A 16,562-nucleotide genomic window follows, 5' to 3' on the forward strand; every position below is an offset into this window, starting at 1 on the left:
ACCTGGCACCCGAGTTGCCAGAAACCTGACCCTTGGTTTAAGTCAAATAGAGAATAAATGCTATGAAACGGATTCTTCTGGGTACTCTGTTCACCGTCGCTTCGCTCAACGCCATGGCCGACGCGCCAGGCGGCCCGAACTGCGGCTGGGGCAACATGCTGTTCGAAGGCCAGCGCGGCACTCCGGCACACTTCCTGGCTTCCACCACCAACGGCACTTCCGGTAACGCCACTTTCGGCATGACCTCCGGCACCAACGGCTGCTCCACCAAGTCTGCACTGACCTACGGCGGCAAATCGTGGTTTGCCATGAACGGCATGATGAACGAGCTTTCCGAAGACATGGCCATGGGTCAGGGTGAAGCACTGACCACCTACGCCGTGGTACTGGGCGTGGCGCCGGAAGACCGTGCGCACTTCGCATCGGTTACCCACGACCACTTCAACCAGATCTTCAGCAGCGCCGACGTCAATGCTGAAACCGTGCACAGCAACACCCTGGCCGTTCTGAAGAACGACCCACGCCTGGCCAAGTACGCTACCGAAGCCTAAACGCGCGTTTCCCGCCCCGGTTCCGGGGCGGGTCTCTCTTTCTTCGGCATCGTCTGGAAGTAGTTGCCCGATATGCTCAAACGCCTTGCCTCTCTGGCGCTGTTGCTCTGCGCCCCTGTTCATGCTGCGCCGATGCTGGATCAAAGCCGTCTCCAGCAGTTGGCCAGTACCCCCTACTGGATTGCTTTGGGCCATTACGAAACCGGCAAGCTCGGTGGCTGGCGCAGCTACGTGGATGATGACGCCTTCTTCCTTGCCCAGGATGGCGCACACCATCCGGACCGAGAGCTGAAAGCGACTGTACAGGCGCTGTATGCCCCGGCAAGCCTGGGCGACAAGCACGCCCAATGTGTATTCCCGGCCCGTACACGCTGGCTCAAAGAGCAACTTGGCCTACAGGATTTGCCGCAACCCCAGTGCCAGGAATTCAAGACCTGGTACCAGTCGATCGACCCGCACAGCGCCGCGTTGATCTTCCCGGCTGCCTACCTGAACAGCCCCTCGTCGATGTTCGGGCACACGCTGCTGCGCATCGACCAGTCCACTACCCGCAGCGACGACACCACGCTGCTCAGCTATGCGATCAACTTCGGCGCGTACATCGAAGGCAGCGACAACAGCATTCTGTATGCCTGGAAAGGGTTGGCCGGTGGCTATCCCGGGCTGTTCGCGCTGATGCCCTACCAGGAGAAACTGTCGGAATACCGCAGCCTGGAAAACCGCGACCTGTGGGAATACCAGCTGGACCTCACGCCAGAAGAAACTGGCCGCATGGTCGAGCACGTCTGGGAACTGAAACAGATTCAGTTCGACTACTTCTTCTTCGACGAGAACTGCTCCTATCGCCTGCTGGAGTTGCTGCAGGTGGCTCGGCCAGGCCTGGACCTGACCTCGCAGTTCCCGCTGACCGCCATACCGACCGACACCGTGAAGGCGGTGAAGCAATCGGGCTTGGTCGCCAGTGAAATCTACCGGCCATCACGCGAACGCGAACTGCTGGCGCGTGCTGAGCCACTGGACCATGACGAGAAACGCCAGGTGCTGGCTGTAAGCGTCGACACGGCGCAATTGCAAAGCCCCGCATTCAAGGCACTGCCCCGTGAGCGGCAGGCCTTGGTACAAGACGCCGCCTACCGCCTTGAGCGCTACCGAGCCAATGGCCAGGAACGTGACCCCGGCCAAGCCAAGCGCAGCTTCGAATTGCTACGCGCGATCAACACCAACCCGCCGCCGCCGTTGGCCATCGAGCGCCCGGGCTTGCCCGAGGACGGCCATGATTCGCGGACCTGGCAATTGGGTGTGGGCACTCGCCAAGACCGCGCCTATGCCGAGTATGGCCTGCGCATGGCCTACCATGATCTCAACGACAACGCCTACGGCTTCCCATTGGGGGCGCAGATCGAGATCCTGCAACTGAAAGTGCGTCAGTACGAAGGCAATGACTGGCAAGTGCAACGCCTGGACCTGGCAACCATCCGTTCGCTGACACCGCGCAACGAACTGCTCAAGCCTTGGTCGTGGCAAGTGGCCGGCGGCCTTGAGCGAGTGCCGGGCAAACACGATGACGAGGTGCTGGTGAGCCACGTCAATGGTGGCGCCGGTGGCACCTGGCAGCTGGGTGATGACCTGCTGGGCTTTGCACTGGGCACGGTCCGTGTAGAACACCACAACGACTTCGCGCAATTCATCGCGCCTGCCGCAGGTTTCAATGGCGGGCTGCTGTGGCGCAATGGGCTTGGCAACATGACGCTGGAGGCCAAGGGCGATTACTTCACCAATGGCGAGGTGCGCCGAAGCGTCAGCCTGAACCAGCAGTGGGAAATCAGCCAGAACCTGGGGCTGCGCCTGAGTGCCTCGCGCCAGTTCAGCCACCTGTCCACAGCGCAGAACGAGGTGATGCTGGAAGTGAAGTGGTATCACTATTGATGGGCTGGTTTGTTGCGAAAGTGTTCATGTTTACAGCGGAACTGCGGCCAGTGGCCCGCCTCGACCAGTCTTTGACACGGTTTTGACAGCACGCCCACAACTGGCCTTCTAGACTTTACCTCGATGGCATGAGGGCAAGGTCTATGGGGCGGTTCTGGTGGGGTCTGTGCGTGGTGATGCTGCTGTCGGGGTGCGAAACGACTCACGAGCAGATGCTTGGCCAAGGGTTTCCCCCTGCCTACGCCGATGGCTTCGAGGACGGGTGCAGCAGCGGCCGTCAGGCCGCGGGCGTGCCGGCGGGTGATTTCCGCAAGAATGTGCCGCGCTATCTTCAAGACCGGCAGTACGAGGCTGGCTGGGACGATGGCTTTCGCCAATGCCAGGCCATGCAGGAGCGCGCCGAACAGCAGCGCTACCACGAGCGTTTCTGGGACGAACGGGACCGTCAGTGGCAGCAGGAGAAAGACCGCGGCGCCGCCCGCGCCTGGCGCTGAAGGTGTCGCAGCTGGACATCGCTTGAAACCCTGCCCCTGCCATGATGGTCTTCTGCACAAGGAGGCACTCATGAGCCGAGCATTCGTCAACGAAGACCAAGCCGCCGCCCAGGCCGACCAACCGGTCGAGCGGCGTGTCAGCGACCAGCGTAATTACGTCACCGCCAACGGCCTGCGCCAGCTGCAACGGCGCCTGACCGAACTCAATACGTTGCGCAGTGAATTGCAGGCTCAGGGCGAGCGTGCCGACAAACAGCGGTTAGCCGAAGTCGAGCGGGATCTGCGGTATTTCGCCGCCAGGGTGCAAAGTGCCCAGGTGGTGCCGGCAGCTCTGTCCACCGAAAAAGTGCAGATAGGCAGCCGCGTCAGGTTCATCGACGATCAGGACCAGGAACACTTGGTGTGCCTGGTTGGGGAAGATGAGGCTGACGCGGCACGTGGCCTGATCAACTGGGGATCACCTCTGGGCAGGGCCTTGCTGGGCGCAGCCCCGGGAGATGAAGTGACATGGCGCCGGCCTGTCGGTGAACAGGCCATCGAGATCATCGAGATCGAAGCGGCGGGCCAATAGCCCACCGCAGCCGGCCCGGCGAGGCCGCTCAATACCCGAGTAGCCGGCGATGGGCTGCGAAGCCTCACCCAATCAGACGACCCCCTGGGCCAGCATTGCATCAGCCACCTTCACGAAGCCCGCAATGTTGGCCCCTTTCACATAGTTGACCCGGCCATCGTCCTGCTCACCAAAGTGAACGCAGGCGTGGTGAATCGACTGCATGATGCCATGCAGCTTGCTGTCAACTTCGCCGGCAGTCCACAGCAAGCGCATGGCGTTCTGCGACATTTCCAGGCCCGACACCGCAACGCCACCGGCATTGGACGCCTTGCCGGGCGCATAGAGGATGCCCGCCTCGAGGAAGATGTCCACAGCCGCCAGGGTCGTCGGCATGTTGGCGCCTTCTGCAACGCAGATACAGCCGTTGGCCAACAGCGCCTTGGCATCCTCGATGTCCAGTTCGTTCTGCGTCGCGCATGGCAGCGCGATGTCGCAGGCCAGGCTCCACGGCGTCTGGCCCTTGCGGAACTCCAGGCCGAACTCCTCGGCCAGCTCGCTGATGCGGCCGCGCTTGACGTTCTTGAGGGTCATCACCGCTTCCCACTGCGCGTCGGTGAGGCCCGCTTCGGCGTACAACGTGCCTTCGGAATCGGACAGCGAGATCACCTTGCCCCCCAGGTCCATGACCTTGCGCGCCGCATACTGCGCGACGTTGCCCGAACCCGAGATCGCCACGCGACGACCGTCGATGCGCTGGCCCTGGCGCTTGAGCATCTCCTCGGCAAAATACACACAGCCATAGCCCGTGGCCTCCGGACGAATCAGGCTGCCGCCATAGGTCATGCCCTTGCCGGTCAGCACGGAGGTGAACTGGTTGGCCAGACGCTTGTATTGCCCGAACATATAGCCGATCTCGCGAGCCCCTACCCCGATATCCCCGGCCGGTACATCGCAGTCGGCGCCGATGTGACGGTACAACTCGCTCATGAAGGCCTGGCAGAAGCGCATCACTTCGGCGTCGCTCTTGCCCTTGGGATCGAAGTCAGACCCACCCTTGCCACCGCCCATGGGCAGTGAGGTCAGGGAATTCTTGAAGACCTGCTCGAATGCCAGGAATTTCAGAACACTGAGGTTCACCGAAGGATGAAAGCGCAGGCCGCCCTTGTAAGGGCCAATGGCGCTGTTCATCTGGATACGGTAACCGCGATTGACCTGGACCTTGCCCTGATCGTCCACCCACGACACCCGGAACAGCACTGCACGCTCAGGCTCGACCATGCGTTCGAGAATGCCCGCTTGCAGGTAGTGCGGGTTGGCTTCCAGAAAGGGCCACAAGGTGCGCAGCACCTCTTCGACAGCCTGGTGAAACTCCGGTTGGCCAGGGTCCCGCTGTTGCAGGCGTGCAAGGAAATTGTCGACGGATTCGATCATGGTAGACATCTCACCAAGAGGATTGGACTTATTGGTTTTTCCCGAATGTACCAAGAAGCAATTGCCCTGCAACAGGGCGAAATGTCGTTTTATTGAAATAATTTGGTGCGTTTAATGTAAATGTATACAAACCTTCGGGAAAGATGGGGGCGATCGTTCAAGCAACACGCGTGAGATACAAGGCGCTAGAAGGTCTGCCGTAGGCCCTCACGACCTGCCGACAGGATCGTGCCAGGTTGTGCTACACGCACGAAAATGGGGCCCCTGAGGGCCCCATTTCTGTGCAGCAAGATCTGGCTTATTGCGCCAGCTTCTTGTGCCGCACACGGTGCGGCTGTGCAGCGGCGTCGCCCAGGCGCTTCTTGCGATCGGCTTCGTACTCGGTGTAGTTGCCTTCGAAGAACACCACGTTCGAGTCGTCCTCGTACGCCAGGATGTGAGTCGCGACGCGGTCCAGGAACCAACGGTCGTGGGAAATCACGATAGCGGCGCCGGGGAAGTCCAACAGTGCCTCTTCCAGGGAACGCAAGGTTTCGACGTCCAGGTCGTTGGACGGTTCGTCGAGCAGCAGGACGTTGCCGCCCTCTTTCAAGGTCAGCGCCAGGTGCAGACGGCCACGTTCACCGCCCGAGAGGTCCTTGACGAACTTCTGCTGGTCGCCACCTTTGAAGTTGAAGCGGCCCACGTAGGTACGCGACGGGATTTCGTAGTTGCCGATACGGATCATGTCCGAGCCGTCGGAAATCTGCTGGAACACGGTCTTGGCACCGTCCAGGTCCTCGCGGCTCTGGTCGACACAGGCCAGTTGCACGGTTTCACCGATCTCGATGCTGCCCGAATCCGGCTGTTCCTTGCCCATGAGCATGCGGAACAGGGTGGATTTACCGGCACCGTTACCCCCGATCACGCCCACGATTGCACCCTTGGGCATGGCGAAGGACAGGTTGTCGATCAGGACGCGGTCGCCATAACCCTTGGTCACGTTCTTGAATTCGATGACCTTGTCGCCCAGGCGCGGACCGGCCGGGATGTAGATCTCGTTGGTTTCGCTGCGCTTCTGGAATTCCTGCGACTGCAGTTCTTCGAAACGCTGCAGACGTGCCTTGGATTTGGACTGGCGAGCCTTGGCGCCTTTGCGCACCCACTCCAGTTCTTCCTTCATGGCCTTTTCATGGGCGCTTTGCTGTTTGGATTCCTGGGCCAGACGGTCGGACTTGGCTTCCAGCCAGCCCGAATAGTTACCTTCATAAGGAATACCAGCGCCGCGGTCGAGTTCCAGGATCCAGCCTGCGACGTTGTCGAGGAAGTAACGGTCGTGGGTGATGGCCACCACGGTACCGGGGAAGTCGTGCAGGAAGCGCTCGAGCCAGGCGACCGAGTCAGCGTCCAGGTGGTTGGTCGGTTCGTCGAGCAGCAGCATGTCGGGCGCCGACAGCAGCAGACGGCACAGGGCGACACGGCGCTTTTCGCCACCGGAAAGGTGCTCGATGCGTGCATCCCAAGCCGGCAGGCGCAGCGCGTCGGCGGCCACGTCCAGCTGGCGTTCCAGGTTGTGCCCGTCGGCGGCCTGCAGGATGGATTCGAGCTTGGCCTGCTCGGCAGCCAGCTTGTCGAAGTCGGCGTCCGGCTCGGCGTAGGCCGCGTAGACCTCGTCAAGGCGCGCCTGGGCGTCCTTGATGACGCTGACGGCTTCCTCGACCACCTCACGGACCGATTTGCTCGGGTCCAGCTGAGGCTCCTGGGGCAGGTAGCCCACGTTGATGTCAGGCATCGGACGGGCTTCGCCGTCGAATTCCTTGTCGACGCCCGCCATGATCCGCAGCAGCGTCGATTTACCCGCGCCGTTGAGGCCCAGCACGCCGATCTTGGCGCCAGGGAAGAACGACAGGGAAATGTTCTTCAGGATTTCCCGCTTCGGCGGCACGACCTTGCTCAGCCGATGCATGGTGTAGACGTATTGAGCCAAAACCAAGCCCTCTAATTCAGATAGGTAAAGACATCGACGATCGCCCCAGCGGGTCGGCCAGGGTCGGGTGTCGTTGAACAAAGTGGACCATTCTACGCCAACGCGCAGTATTTGATAGGAGGCGCCGAGCGCAACAACGCGCCGGCATCACGGCGCTGTACACGCCTGGATCTGCCGGCGGTGCAGGCTTGGAACGGTCGTCGAGCAGCAGCGATCATGCCCTGCGGCCGCGCCTGGTGAGCAGCCCTTGCTCAGACGTGACGCTGGCGCACCTTGCCCCGTGGCAGTCGGCAACGGTCGCCTTGCTCGGCCAGGCGCGCCGCCCAGGCGGACTTGACGCAGAACCCGCCCGAGCGCGCAGGCTGCGCAGCGCCGACACGGTTATCAGAGGTGCCGGACGTGACCGATGCCGCCGTCGGCGCATGTGGGGCGGCGCCAACCACTGCAGCTGGGACGGGAGCCTTGGCAGACTTGCGCAGCTCGGCCAGCGACGGCGCCTTGCTTTTGGTAGAAGTGGCTGCCTCGGGCTTGGCCAGTGAGCGCTGGCACGATTTGCAGGACACGTCCTCGGTCACGGCAGAGCTGACAAGGGTCTGACTGCTGCGCCCACAGGCGGAATCGAGGCCATTGATGGAAAAATGAGTAACCAAAACCGAACATCTCCCAAGCATTGTCATGTAAAGCGGGCGGTATTCTCGCACAGCAGGCATGCGCTTGCCGAATAGGGGCGGTCAGAAGCATGAATGGCACTGGCACTTTGCCATAATGCGAGGCATGCTAGCCGGTTTCGAGTGGTCGGCTTATAGTGCGCCACCGCGCATCGGTTACCTCATAAAAAAAGCATACGCCATGCCCGCCCCCTCCCTGCCATCGCCAGGCCCATCGCAGGATCGACGCTTGATCACACTCACTCCACCGCCGTCATCGCGTAGCGTGTCCAAGGCGCCCGCTGCCAGCCTGCGCGGGTCGATCAAGGGTGCGCTGGCATTGCTCGCCCTGATTCTGCTCGGGCTGCTGCTATGGCAGCTGTTCGCGCAGTTCAGCCTGACCCAGGCCGAACTGCGCAACAAGCGCCTGGAAGACACGACCGAGCTGGCGGACCACCTGGGTCTGAACATGGCGCTCAAGGCACAGCAGGCCATCAACCTGCTCCAGCCCTACCCAACCGTGGCGGCATCGGCAGCTGGGCCCCTGGTGGTCACGCTGCGCGAGCGAGTGCCTGCGCTGCGCAGCGTGGTCTGGATAGACGATGCCGGGCAGATCGTTGCCGACAGTGCACCTGCCAGCGACGACCACGCAGTCATCGGTGAGGTGCTGAGGCTCAACCAGGAGCGGCCGTATTTCTTTACCAATGCGCCCAGCAACGCCAACGTGTACCTGTTGCTGAGCCAATCACCAGGCCAAGGCCATTGGCTACTGCGCTTGTCGCCTGATTATTACCGCGCCCTTACCGGCCACCTGCACGAAGCTGACCATCTGCTATGGCTGCTGGAAAACAGCCGTACAGGCGAGGTGCTGCAACGCGACCTGGCCGCCGAGCGCCCCGACGCGCCCTTGCAGAGCGTCATGCTGGCGTTCATCGACAACAGTGCCTGGCAACTGCGCGGCCTGTTCGACGCTGACCGGGCGCGCAATGACCTGCTGCCTGCCTTGATAGGCAAATGCCTGCTGGTGCTGTTCTGCGCCCTGCTCCCAGTGCTGGCGCTGGTCAACATGCGCCGCCGGCAGCGGGCCTTGCAGGAAGACCGCAGGCGTTATCAGGAGATCTTCGAAGGCACAGGTGTGGCCCTGTGCGTGCTGGACCTGTCCAGTTTGCCCGGCCAACTGGACCGCTATCACGTGCGCAACCGCGCCGCGCTCAAGCACAGCCTGATGCTGGACCCTCACCTGCGCCGCTCGCTCCTGGCGCAACTGAAGATCACCGAAATCAACCAGGTAGCGCGCCAGTTGCTTCAAATCGAAGACCACCAGCAGGCCTGGCAGCGCCTGATCGACGACAGCGGTGACGGCCAGGACAGCGTTGGCATGCAACTGCTCGAGGCCTTGATCGACCAACGCCCGTCCCTGGAGCTCGAGGTGCGCCTGCCTGCTCCGCATGGCGACGCACTGCACTTGTGGCTCACAGCGCGCCTGCCGCAATTGCGCCGCAACTACCAGGCCGTGATCCTCAGCATCAGCGACATCACCAGCCGCAAGAAGGTGGAGCTGTCGTTGCTTGAGCGCGAGCGGTTCTGGTCGGACGTGGTGCGTACCGTACCGGATCAGCTCTACGTCCAGGATATCCACAGCCAGCGGATGATCTTCAGCAACCGCCACCTGGGCCAGACGCTGGGGTATGACCGCACGGAACTGGCCCGCATGGGCGACCGCTTCTGGGAGCTGCTGCTGCACCCCGAAGACGCCGCGCATTACCAGGACCTGCGCCAACAGCAGCTCGACAACGGCCATGACTTGCCGCTGCACTGCCAGCTGCGTTTCCGGCACCATGATGGCAACTGGCGCTGCTACGACATACGTGAGCAAGTGCTGGCTCGTGACGCCGACGGCCGGGTGACGCGCATCATCGGTGTAGGCAAGGACGTGACCGTACAGATCGAGGCGAGCCAGTCGCTGCGCGACAGCGAACAGCGCTATCGGATGCTGGCCGAAAGCATCAGTGACGTGATCTTCTCCACCGACAGCCAGCTCAAGCTCGACTACGTAAGCCCCTCGGTGCAAAGCGTGCTGGGCTATCACGCCGACTGGATCTTCGCCAACGGTTGGCATTCGATCATCGCCAACCCCGCCCAGCTCACGGGCATCTACGGGTTGATGGAGCGGGTAAGCAAGGCGATGGACGACCCGGCTCAACTGGCCGAACTGCGTGGCCAGTTGCCGACCCAGCTGTTCCTGTTCGACTGCCTGCGCGCCGACGGCCGCAAGATCCCCATCGAGTTGCGCCTGGTACTGGTCTGGGATGACGACCAGCGTTTCGAGGGTGTACTGGGAGTAGGTCGCGATATCAGCCAGCAGCGCCGTGCAGAGAAAGACTTGCGCATGGCCGCGACGGTTTTCGAGCACTCGACCTCGGCCATACTGATCACCGACCCTGCCGGCTACATCGTGCAGGCCAACGAGGCATTCAGCCGGGTCAGCGGCTACGCGGTCAGCGAGGTGCTGGACCAATTGCCGAGCATGCTGGTCATGAACGACCAGCAGCAGGCGCACCTGCGCTACATCCTCAAGCAGCTCAACCAGCGTGGCAGCTGGGAGGGCGAGGTGTGGCTCAAGCGCCGCGATGGCGATCACTACCCGGCCTGGGTAGGCATCACTGCCGTGCTGGACGATGAAGGCGACCTGGCCAGCTACGTGTGCTTCTTTACCGACATCAGCGAGCGCAAGGCCAGCGAACAGCGCATTCACCGCCTGGCCTACTACGACGCACTCACGCACCTGCCCAACCGTACGTTGTTCCAGGACCGGCTGTACAATGCCCTGCAGCAGGCCGAGCGGCAGAAGGCCTGGGTGGTGTTGATGTTCCTGGACCTGGACCGTTTCAAGCCTATCAACGACTCCCTTGGCCATGCCGCGGGCGATCGCATGCTCAAGGACATGGCGCTGCGCTTGCTGGCTTGCGTAGACGAGGACGATACGGTCGCGCGCATGGGCGGCGATGAATTCACGCTGCTGCTACAGCCCCGGCCTACCCGCGAGCTGGCGTTGAACCGCGCCATTCACGTGGCCGAAAACATCCTCGGCAGCCTGGTCAAGCCGTTCGTGCTGGAGAACCGCGAGTTCTTCGTCACGGCCAGCATCGGCATCGCACTCAGCCCGCAGGATGGCGGCGAGTTGAGCCAATTGATGAAGAACGCCGACACCGCCATGTATCACGCCAAAGAGCGCGGCAAAAACAACTTCCAGTTCTACCAGGCCGAGATGAACGCCAGCGCCCTGGAGCGTCTGGAACTGGAAAGTGACCTGCGCCATGCCATGGAGCAGAACGAATTCATTCTGTATTACCAGCCGCAATTCAGCGGCGACGGCAAGCGCCTGACCGGTGCCGAGGCCCTGCTGCGCTGGCGGCACCCCACCCGCGGCCTGGTGCCACCGGGCGACTTCATTCCCGTCATCGAAGAACTGGGCCTGGTGGTGGACGTCGGTGATTGGGTGCTGCGCGAAGCCAGCCGTCAGCTGAAGGCCTGGCACAAGGCCAAGGTGCGTGTGCCGAAAGTGTCGGTCAACATCTCCGCGCGCCAGTTTTCCGATGGTCAGCTGGGTACGCGGATCGCCAACATCCTGGAAGAAAGCGGCCTGCCACCGGCGTGCCTTGAGCTTGAGCTGACCGAAAGCATCCTGATGCGCGAAGTGAACGAAGCGCTGCAGATTCTGGCCAGCCTCAAGAACCTGGGCCTGAGCATTGCAGTGGACGATTTCGGGACCGGCTATTCTTCGCTCAACTACCTCAAGCAGTTCCCGATCGATGTGTTGAAGATCGACCGTACCTTCGTCGACGGCTTGCCCGAAGGTGAGCAGGATGCGCAGATCGCCAGGGCGATCATCGCCATGGCCCACAGCTTGAACCTGGCGGTCATCGCCGAAGGCGTCGAGACTCATGAGCAACTTGAGTTCCTGCGTGAGCACGGCTGCGACGAAGTACAGGGCTACCTGTTCGGACGACCGATGCCGGCGCATCAGTTCGAGGCACAGTTCGCCAATGAGACGTTGTTCATGTTCAATTGAGCCGCCCTTGACTCTGCCTTCGCGCTGCGGTTGAAACGGCAGCGAGGCCTCTCACGTCTGGTCGCGCACCACACGCAGGCAACGCCAAAAACCGGACCTGAAAGTCAACTCGAATGCCCGCCCAGCCCAGCAACGGCGCGGGATGCAACATGAGCCCCACTGGTCCGCGACTTGATGCCACTTCATATGCCAGCGGCGGGTCAATGGGGTAGAATGCCCACCCACTTCACCCCCGATCCTTGAGGACCGCCATGTTCAGCCGTGATTTGACCATTGCCAAGTACGACGCCGAGCTCTTCGAAGCCATGCAGCAAGAAGCCCTGCGCCAGGAAGAGCATATCGAGCTGATCGCCTCGGAAAACTACACCAGCCCGGCCGTCATGGAAGCCCAGGGTTCGGTACTGACCAACAAGTACGCCGAAGGCTATCCAGGCAAGCGCTACTATGGTGGCTGCGAATACGTCGACGTGGTCGAGCAACTGGCCATCGACCGCGCCAAGCAACTGTTCGGTGCCGACTACGCCAACGTCCAGCCGCACGCTGGCTCCCAGGCCAACGCCGCTGTCTACCTGGCCCTGCTGTCGGCCGGTGACACCATCCTGGGCATGAGCCTGGCCCATGGTGGTCACCTGACCCACGGTGCTTCGGTCAGCTCGTCGGGCAAGCTGTACAACGCCGTACAGTACGGCATCGACGGCAATGGCCTGATCGACTACGACGAAGTCGAGCGCCTGGCGGTCGAGCACAAGCCGAAGATGATCGTTGCCGGTTTCTCGGCGTACTCCCAGGTACTGGACTTCGCCCGCTTCCGCGCCATCGCCGACAAGGTCGGTGCCTACCTGTTCGTCGACATGGCGCACGTGGCGGGCCTGGTCGCCGCCGGCGTCTACCCTAACCCGGTGCCCTTCGCCGACGTCGTCACCACCACCACGCACAAGACCCTGCGCGGCCCGCGCGGCGGCCTGATCCTGGCTCGCAAGAACGAAGAGATCGAGAAAAAGCTCAATTCCGCGGTCTTCCCAGGCGCCCAGGGTGGCCCGCTGGAGCACGTGATTGCAGCCAAGGCCATCTGCTTCAAGGAAGCTTTGCAGCCAGAGTTCAAGGCCTATCAGCAGCAAGTGGTGAAAAACGCCCAGGCCATGGCCAGCGTCTTTATCGAGCGTGGCTTCGACGTGGTATCCGGTGGTACCGAAAACCACCTGTTCCTGCTGTCGCTGATCAAGCAGGACATCTCGGGCAAGGACGCTGACGCGGCCTTGGGCAAGGCGTTCATCACCGTCAACAAGAACTCGGTGCCGAACGACCCACGCTCCCCGTTCGTCACCTCGGGCCTGCGTTTCGGCACCCCGGCCGTGACCACTCGCGGTTTCAAGGAAGCCGAGTGCCGTGAGCTGGCTGGCTGGATCTGCGACATCCTCGCCGACCTGAACAACGAAGCGGTGATCGACGCCGTGCGCGAGAAGGTCAAAGCCATCTGCAAAAAGCTGCCGGTGTACGGCAACTGATCGCTGATCGCTAACTGGAAAGCCCGGCCAGGTGCCGTAATGCTGTTCACTTAAGATCGTTGGGGCCGCTGTGCGGCCCATCGCGGCGCAAGGCCGCTCCTACACTGACCGTGTGACCACTGAGCTGACCGGTTAGGTACTTGAGCGGCCTTGTGCCGCGATGGGCCGCACAGCGGCCCCAAGAATTTCAAGTAAAAGCATTACAGCTAGGTGCCGGGCTTTTTTGTATCCTGCGTTTGGACCCATTCCGGTTAGTCCCCTAGCGCACATCGGCATAGCCTCTGGGCTCGTCCCTGAACGTCGGCGATGAATCACAAAGCGCACTCTTTGTCTGTACGCTTACTGGTGCATGGGCCGGGAACAATTGCAACGTAGCGTTCAGACCACTGCTCGACCCTGACTGCGATGCTAACAAGGCAGTAGACGAATGCCGCATCGCACTGCAGCGCTGCGCCTTTTCCAAACAGGTACGTTCTTGACCAGAGACCAACTCGAAACCCGGCAGACACCCCTTTATTTCGCCACCGTGCTGGCAGCCATCGCCTTCGGCCTTGTAGCCGATGCCTGTGCCTCTGTCCTGGAAGCACTGATCACGCCAGCCATCGCCGTGCTGATGTACGCCATGTTCCTGCAGATACCCTTTCTGCACCTGCGCGCGAGCCTGGCCAATCGGCGGTTCATGACTGCCTTGCTCCTGGCTAACTTCGTGCTGGTGCCCGTCCTGGCGTGGGCGTTGACCCGTGGGCTGACAGGCCACCCGGCCTTGCTGATCGGCACCCTGCTGGTCCTGCTGGCGCCCTGTATCGACTACGTGGTGGTGTTCACGCACATGGGCAAGGGCGATGCACGGCTCATGCTGGCCGCCACACCCGTGCTGTTGCTGCTACAGCTGGTGCTGCTGCCGCTTTACCTGGCGCTCATGCTTGAAGACGGCGACCACATAAGCCTGGCGCTCGGGCCTTTCGTGCAGGCGTTCGTGCTGATGATCGTCGTGCCGTTGGCCTTGGCGGTGCTGACCAGTGCACACGTGGCCAAATCAAAGCGGGTCAGCCGCTGGAACGACGCCTGGGCCTGGATGCCGGTGCCGGCGATGGCACTCGTGTTGTTCGTGGTGATCGCTTCGCAGATCGGCATCGTGTTGCAGGCGCTGGATCAACTGCTGCCCGTGGTGCCGGTGTTTCTGGGCTTTGCGCTTTTGGCACCGGTGATTGGCTGGGCGACGGCACGGCTGATGGGCTTGCCTGTACAACAAACGCGCGCCGTGATGTTCAGTGCCTCGACGCGCAATTCGTTGGTGGTGTTGCCGTTGGCGCTCGCCTTGCCAGAGCAGATACGAACGCTGGCAGCGGCGGCGGTGATCACGCAGACAGTGGTCGAGCTGATCTGCGAGCTGGTGTACGTGCGGGCGTTTCCAGTGGTCGCCCGCACGTAGGCGGGTTCAGCTGACCACGTGCAGGTAGTGCAGGTGGCGCTCGTACTGGTCGAGGATGTCGCCGATCACATCTTCACGGCTCCAGCCCATGACGTCGTAGTCCTGTCCGCCTTCGCGCAGGTACACCTCGGCACGGAAGTACTTGCGTGCATCGCTGTTATCATCGGCATCGCGCATGACGAAGCTTGGCGTATTGAAGGCGCGGGGGCGAACCTCGTATTTGAAGCGGCCCTCACCGGCATGGGAAAGCTCCAGCGTGATGCGGCCGTCTTCGCGCTCATCCACCGTCACTTCGTAGCCTTGTTTGCGCAGCTCCTGTGCCACTTCCTCGCACGCGGGCTTGACCACCTCGCCAATGAAGCGAGTGACATGAGCCCTGCGCGGCATCATCGCGATATTGCGCAACCGACGCTGCCAGCCGCCGTGGTTCTGACGGCCCTGCCGCTGGCCCGGCAACGCCTGGGTTCGCAGACCACGCCGCGTGGCGTCCAGCCCCAGTGCTTTGAACAGCCCCCAGATGGAAAACAGCAGAATGATCGCGAACGGCAGCGCACTGGCGATGGTGGCGGCCTGCAAGGCCTTCAAACCGTTGGCCAACAGCAGGGCAATGGCCACTGCGCCCATGCTGACCGACCAGAACACACGTTGCCAGAGCGGTGAATGTCCCCTGCCGGACGAAGCCAGCATGTCCACCACCAAGGCGCCCGAGTCGGCTGAGGTGACGAAGAACACGACGACCATCAGCACCGCCAGCATCGAAATGGCTGTGGACCAGGGGAAATGCTCGAGAAACGCGAACAAGGCTAACGAACTGTCCTGATCGACCACCGTGGCCAGGTCTTTGATACCCCCGTGCAGGATCATGTGAATGGCCGAATCGCCAAATACAGTCATCCACAGCAAGGTGAAACCTGCCGGTACGAACAGCACGCCACAGACGAACTCGCGAATGGTGCGGCCACGGGAAATCCGTGCAATGAACAGCCCGACGAAGGGCGACCAGGACAACCACCAGCCCCAGTAGAGCAAGGTCCAGCCACCAATCCAGTCGGTGGGTTCATAGGCGAACAGGTTGAACGTCTTGTTGACGATATCGGACAGGTACGCACCTGTGTTCTGCACATAGGCCTGGAGCAGGAAGACCGTAGGCCCGACTGCCAGGACGAAGAGCATCAGTACCACAGCAAGGCCCAGGTTGAGCTCCGAAAGAATCCGGATACCCTTGTCCAGGCCGCTGGCTACCGACAGCGTGGCCAGCGCACAGGTGACGGCGATCAGGATGACCTGGATCGTGGTGCTGATCGGAAGACCGAACAGCTGATGCAAGCCGCTATTGATCTGCAGCACGCCGTACCCAAGCGAGGTCGCCACGCCGAACACGGTGCCCAGGATGGCGAAGATATCAACCGCATGGCCAATGGGCCCGTAGATACGCTCCCCGATCAGCGGGTACAGCGCCGAGCGCAAGGTAAGCGGCAGCCCGTTGCGAAAACTGAAGTAGGCCAGGATCAGCGCCACGATGGCGTAGATCGCCCAGGCATGCAGGCCCCAGTGGAAGAATGTGATGTTCATCGCTTCGCGGGCCGCAGCCACCGTATTGGGGTCACCCACAGGCGGGTTGATGAAGTGCATCACAGGCTCGGCCACGCCGAAGAACATCAGACCAATGCCCATGCCCGCCGAGAACAGCATGGCGAACCAGCTCTTGTTGGGGTAATCGGGCTCGCTGTGGTCCGGGCCCAGCTTGATATCGCCGTAGCGGCTGACGGCCAGGAAGACGACGCTGATCAGCACCAGCGCAACGGTAAGAATGTAGAACCAGGCCGCATTGGTGACGATCCATTGCTGAACATGCTCGAAGACGCTTTGGGCATGCTCCTGGAAAAGGGTGGCGTATAAAACCAGCAACAGCACCAGTATCGCACTGGTGAAAAAGACAGGTGGGTTGATGGTGCTCCTGCGTTGTTGTTCTTCAGGCATAGGCA

At 61.8% G+C, this 16,562-nt stretch carries 11 protein-coding genes; 7 read left to right on the forward strand and 4 right to left on the reverse strand.

Annotated elements, in window-relative coordinates; all coding sequences use genetic code 11:
- Positions 1 to 62 precede the first annotated feature (62 nt).
- The 4 genes from ACF8R3_RS00990 to ACF8R3_RS01005 all read left to right on the forward strand — a co-directional run bounded on the left by ACF8R3_RS00990 (position 63) and on the right by ACF8R3_RS01005 (position 3,542).
- Positions 63 to 551 (forward strand): DUF3015 domain-containing protein, encoded by a 489-nt coding sequence (locus ACF8R3_RS00990; protein ID WP_023533283.1) that lies wholly within the window; start codon positions 63 to 65, stop codon positions 549 to 551.
- Positions 552 to 623: 72 nt separating this feature from the next.
- Positions 624 to 2,477: a DUF4105 domain-containing protein gene (locus ACF8R3_RS00995; protein WP_392514640.1), complete on the forward strand. Its 1,854-nt coding sequence runs from the start codon at positions 624 to 626 to the stop codon at positions 2,475 to 2,477.
- A 143-nt stretch (positions 2,478 to 2,620) separates the two neighbouring features.
- Positions 2,621 to 2,971 (forward strand): hypothetical protein, encoded by a 351-nt coding sequence (locus tag ACF8R3_RS01000; RefSeq protein ID WP_145256793.1) that lies wholly within the window; start codon positions 2,621 to 2,623, stop codon positions 2,969 to 2,971.
- 70 nt (positions 2,972 to 3,041) lie between these two features.
- Positions 3,042 to 3,542 (forward strand): GreA/GreB family elongation factor, encoded by a 501-nt coding sequence (locus ACF8R3_RS01005; RefSeq protein ID WP_058638615.1) that lies wholly within the window; start codon positions 3,042 to 3,044, stop codon positions 3,540 to 3,542.
- Between the two features lie 72 nt (positions 3,543 to 3,614).
- Here the strand turns inward: ACF8R3_RS01005 and gdhA are convergent, their stop codons facing one another.
- The 3 genes from gdhA to ACF8R3_RS01020 all read right to left on the reverse strand — a co-directional run bounded on the left by gdhA (position 3,615) and on the right by ACF8R3_RS01020 (position 7,571).
- Positions 3,615 to 4,955: an NADP-specific glutamate dehydrogenase gene (gene gdhA / locus ACF8R3_RS01010; protein ID WP_145256796.1), complete on the reverse strand. Its 1,341-nt coding sequence runs from the start codon at positions 4,953 to 4,955 to the stop codon at positions 3,615 to 3,617.
- A 298-nt stretch (positions 4,956 to 5,253) separates the two neighbouring features.
- Positions 5,254 to 6,921, reverse strand: coding sequence for an energy-dependent translational throttle protein EttA (gene ettA, locus ACF8R3_RS01015; RefSeq protein ID WP_023533201.1), 1,668 nt, complete (start codon positions 6,919 to 6,921; stop codon positions 5,254 to 5,256).
- Between the two features lie 251 nt (positions 6,922 to 7,172).
- Positions 7,173 to 7,571 (reverse strand): hypothetical protein, encoded by a 399-nt coding sequence (locus tag ACF8R3_RS01020; protein ID WP_078479116.1) that lies wholly within the window; start codon positions 7,569 to 7,571, stop codon positions 7,173 to 7,175.
- Between the two features lie 199 nt (positions 7,572 to 7,770).
- Here ACF8R3_RS01020 and ACF8R3_RS01025 point away from each other — a divergent pair, with 199 nt between their 5' ends.
- The 3 genes from ACF8R3_RS01025 (at position 7,771) to ACF8R3_RS01035 (ending at position 14,577) form a co-directional block, all read left to right on the forward strand.
- Entirely contained in the window at positions 7,771 to 11,640 is a 3,870-nt protein-coding gene (locus ACF8R3_RS01025; RefSeq protein ID WP_196125967.1) for a bifunctional diguanylate cyclase/phosphodiesterase, read from the forward strand.
- Positions 11,641 to 11,891: 251 nt separating this feature from the next.
- Positions 11,892 to 13,145: a serine hydroxymethyltransferase gene (gene glyA, locus ACF8R3_RS01030; RefSeq protein ID WP_023533265.1), complete on the forward strand. Its 1,254-nt coding sequence runs from the start codon at positions 11,892 to 11,894 to the stop codon at positions 13,143 to 13,145.
- Positions 13,146 to 13,620: 475 nt separating this feature from the next.
- Positions 13,621 to 14,577 (forward strand): arsenic resistance protein, encoded by a 957-nt coding sequence (locus tag ACF8R3_RS01035; RefSeq protein ID WP_196186348.1) that lies wholly within the window; start codon positions 13,621 to 13,623, stop codon positions 14,575 to 14,577.
- Positions 14,578 to 14,583: 6 nt separating this feature from the next.
- Here the strand turns inward: ACF8R3_RS01035 and ACF8R3_RS01040 are convergent, their stop codons facing one another.
- Complete coding sequence (locus ACF8R3_RS01040; protein WP_197844702.1) at positions 14,584 to 16,557, reverse strand: choline BCCT transporter BetT; 1,974 nt, start codon at positions 16,555 to 16,557, stop codon at positions 14,584 to 14,586.
- Positions 16,558 to 16,562: the final 5 nt, after the last annotated feature.

It is taken from the genome of Pseudomonas sp. FYR_7 (assembly GCF_043106155.1).
GTDB classification, from domain to species: Bacteria; Pseudomonadota; Gammaproteobacteria; order Pseudomonadales; family Pseudomonadaceae; genus Aquipseudomonas; species Aquipseudomonas parafulva_B.

Excerpts from the sequence above, each read along its gene's own strand:
- ACF8R3_RS00990 (WP_023533283.1), top strand. The coding sequence starts at position 63 with ATGAAACGGATTCTTCTGGGTACTCTGTTCACCGTCGCTTCGCTCAAC.
- ACF8R3_RS00995 (WP_392514640.1), top strand. The coding sequence starts at position 624 with ATGCTCAAACGCCTTGCCTCTCTGGCGCTGTTGCTCTGCGCCCCTGTT.
- ACF8R3_RS01000 (WP_145256793.1), top strand. The coding sequence starts at position 2,621 with ATGGGGCGGTTCTGGTGGGGTCTGTGCGTGGTGATGCTGCTGTCGGGG.
- ACF8R3_RS01005 (WP_058638615.1), top strand. The coding sequence starts at position 3,042 with ATGAGCCGAGCATTCGTCAACGAAGACCAAGCCGCCGCCCAGGCCGAC.
- gdhA (WP_145256796.1), bottom strand. The coding sequence starts at position 4,955 with ATGATCGAATCCGTCGACAATTTCCTTGCACGCCTGCAACAGCGGGAC.
- ACF8R3_RS01025 (WP_196125967.1), top strand. The coding sequence starts at position 7,771 with ATGCCCGCCCCCTCCCTGCCATCGCCAGGCCCATCGCAGGATCGACGC.
- glyA (WP_023533265.1), top strand. The coding sequence starts at position 11,892 with ATGTTCAGCCGTGATTTGACCATTGCCAAGTACGACGCCGAGCTCTTC.
- ACF8R3_RS01040 (WP_197844702.1), bottom strand. The coding sequence starts at position 16,557 with ATGCCTGAAGAACAACAACGCAGGAGCACCATCAACCCACCTGTCTTT.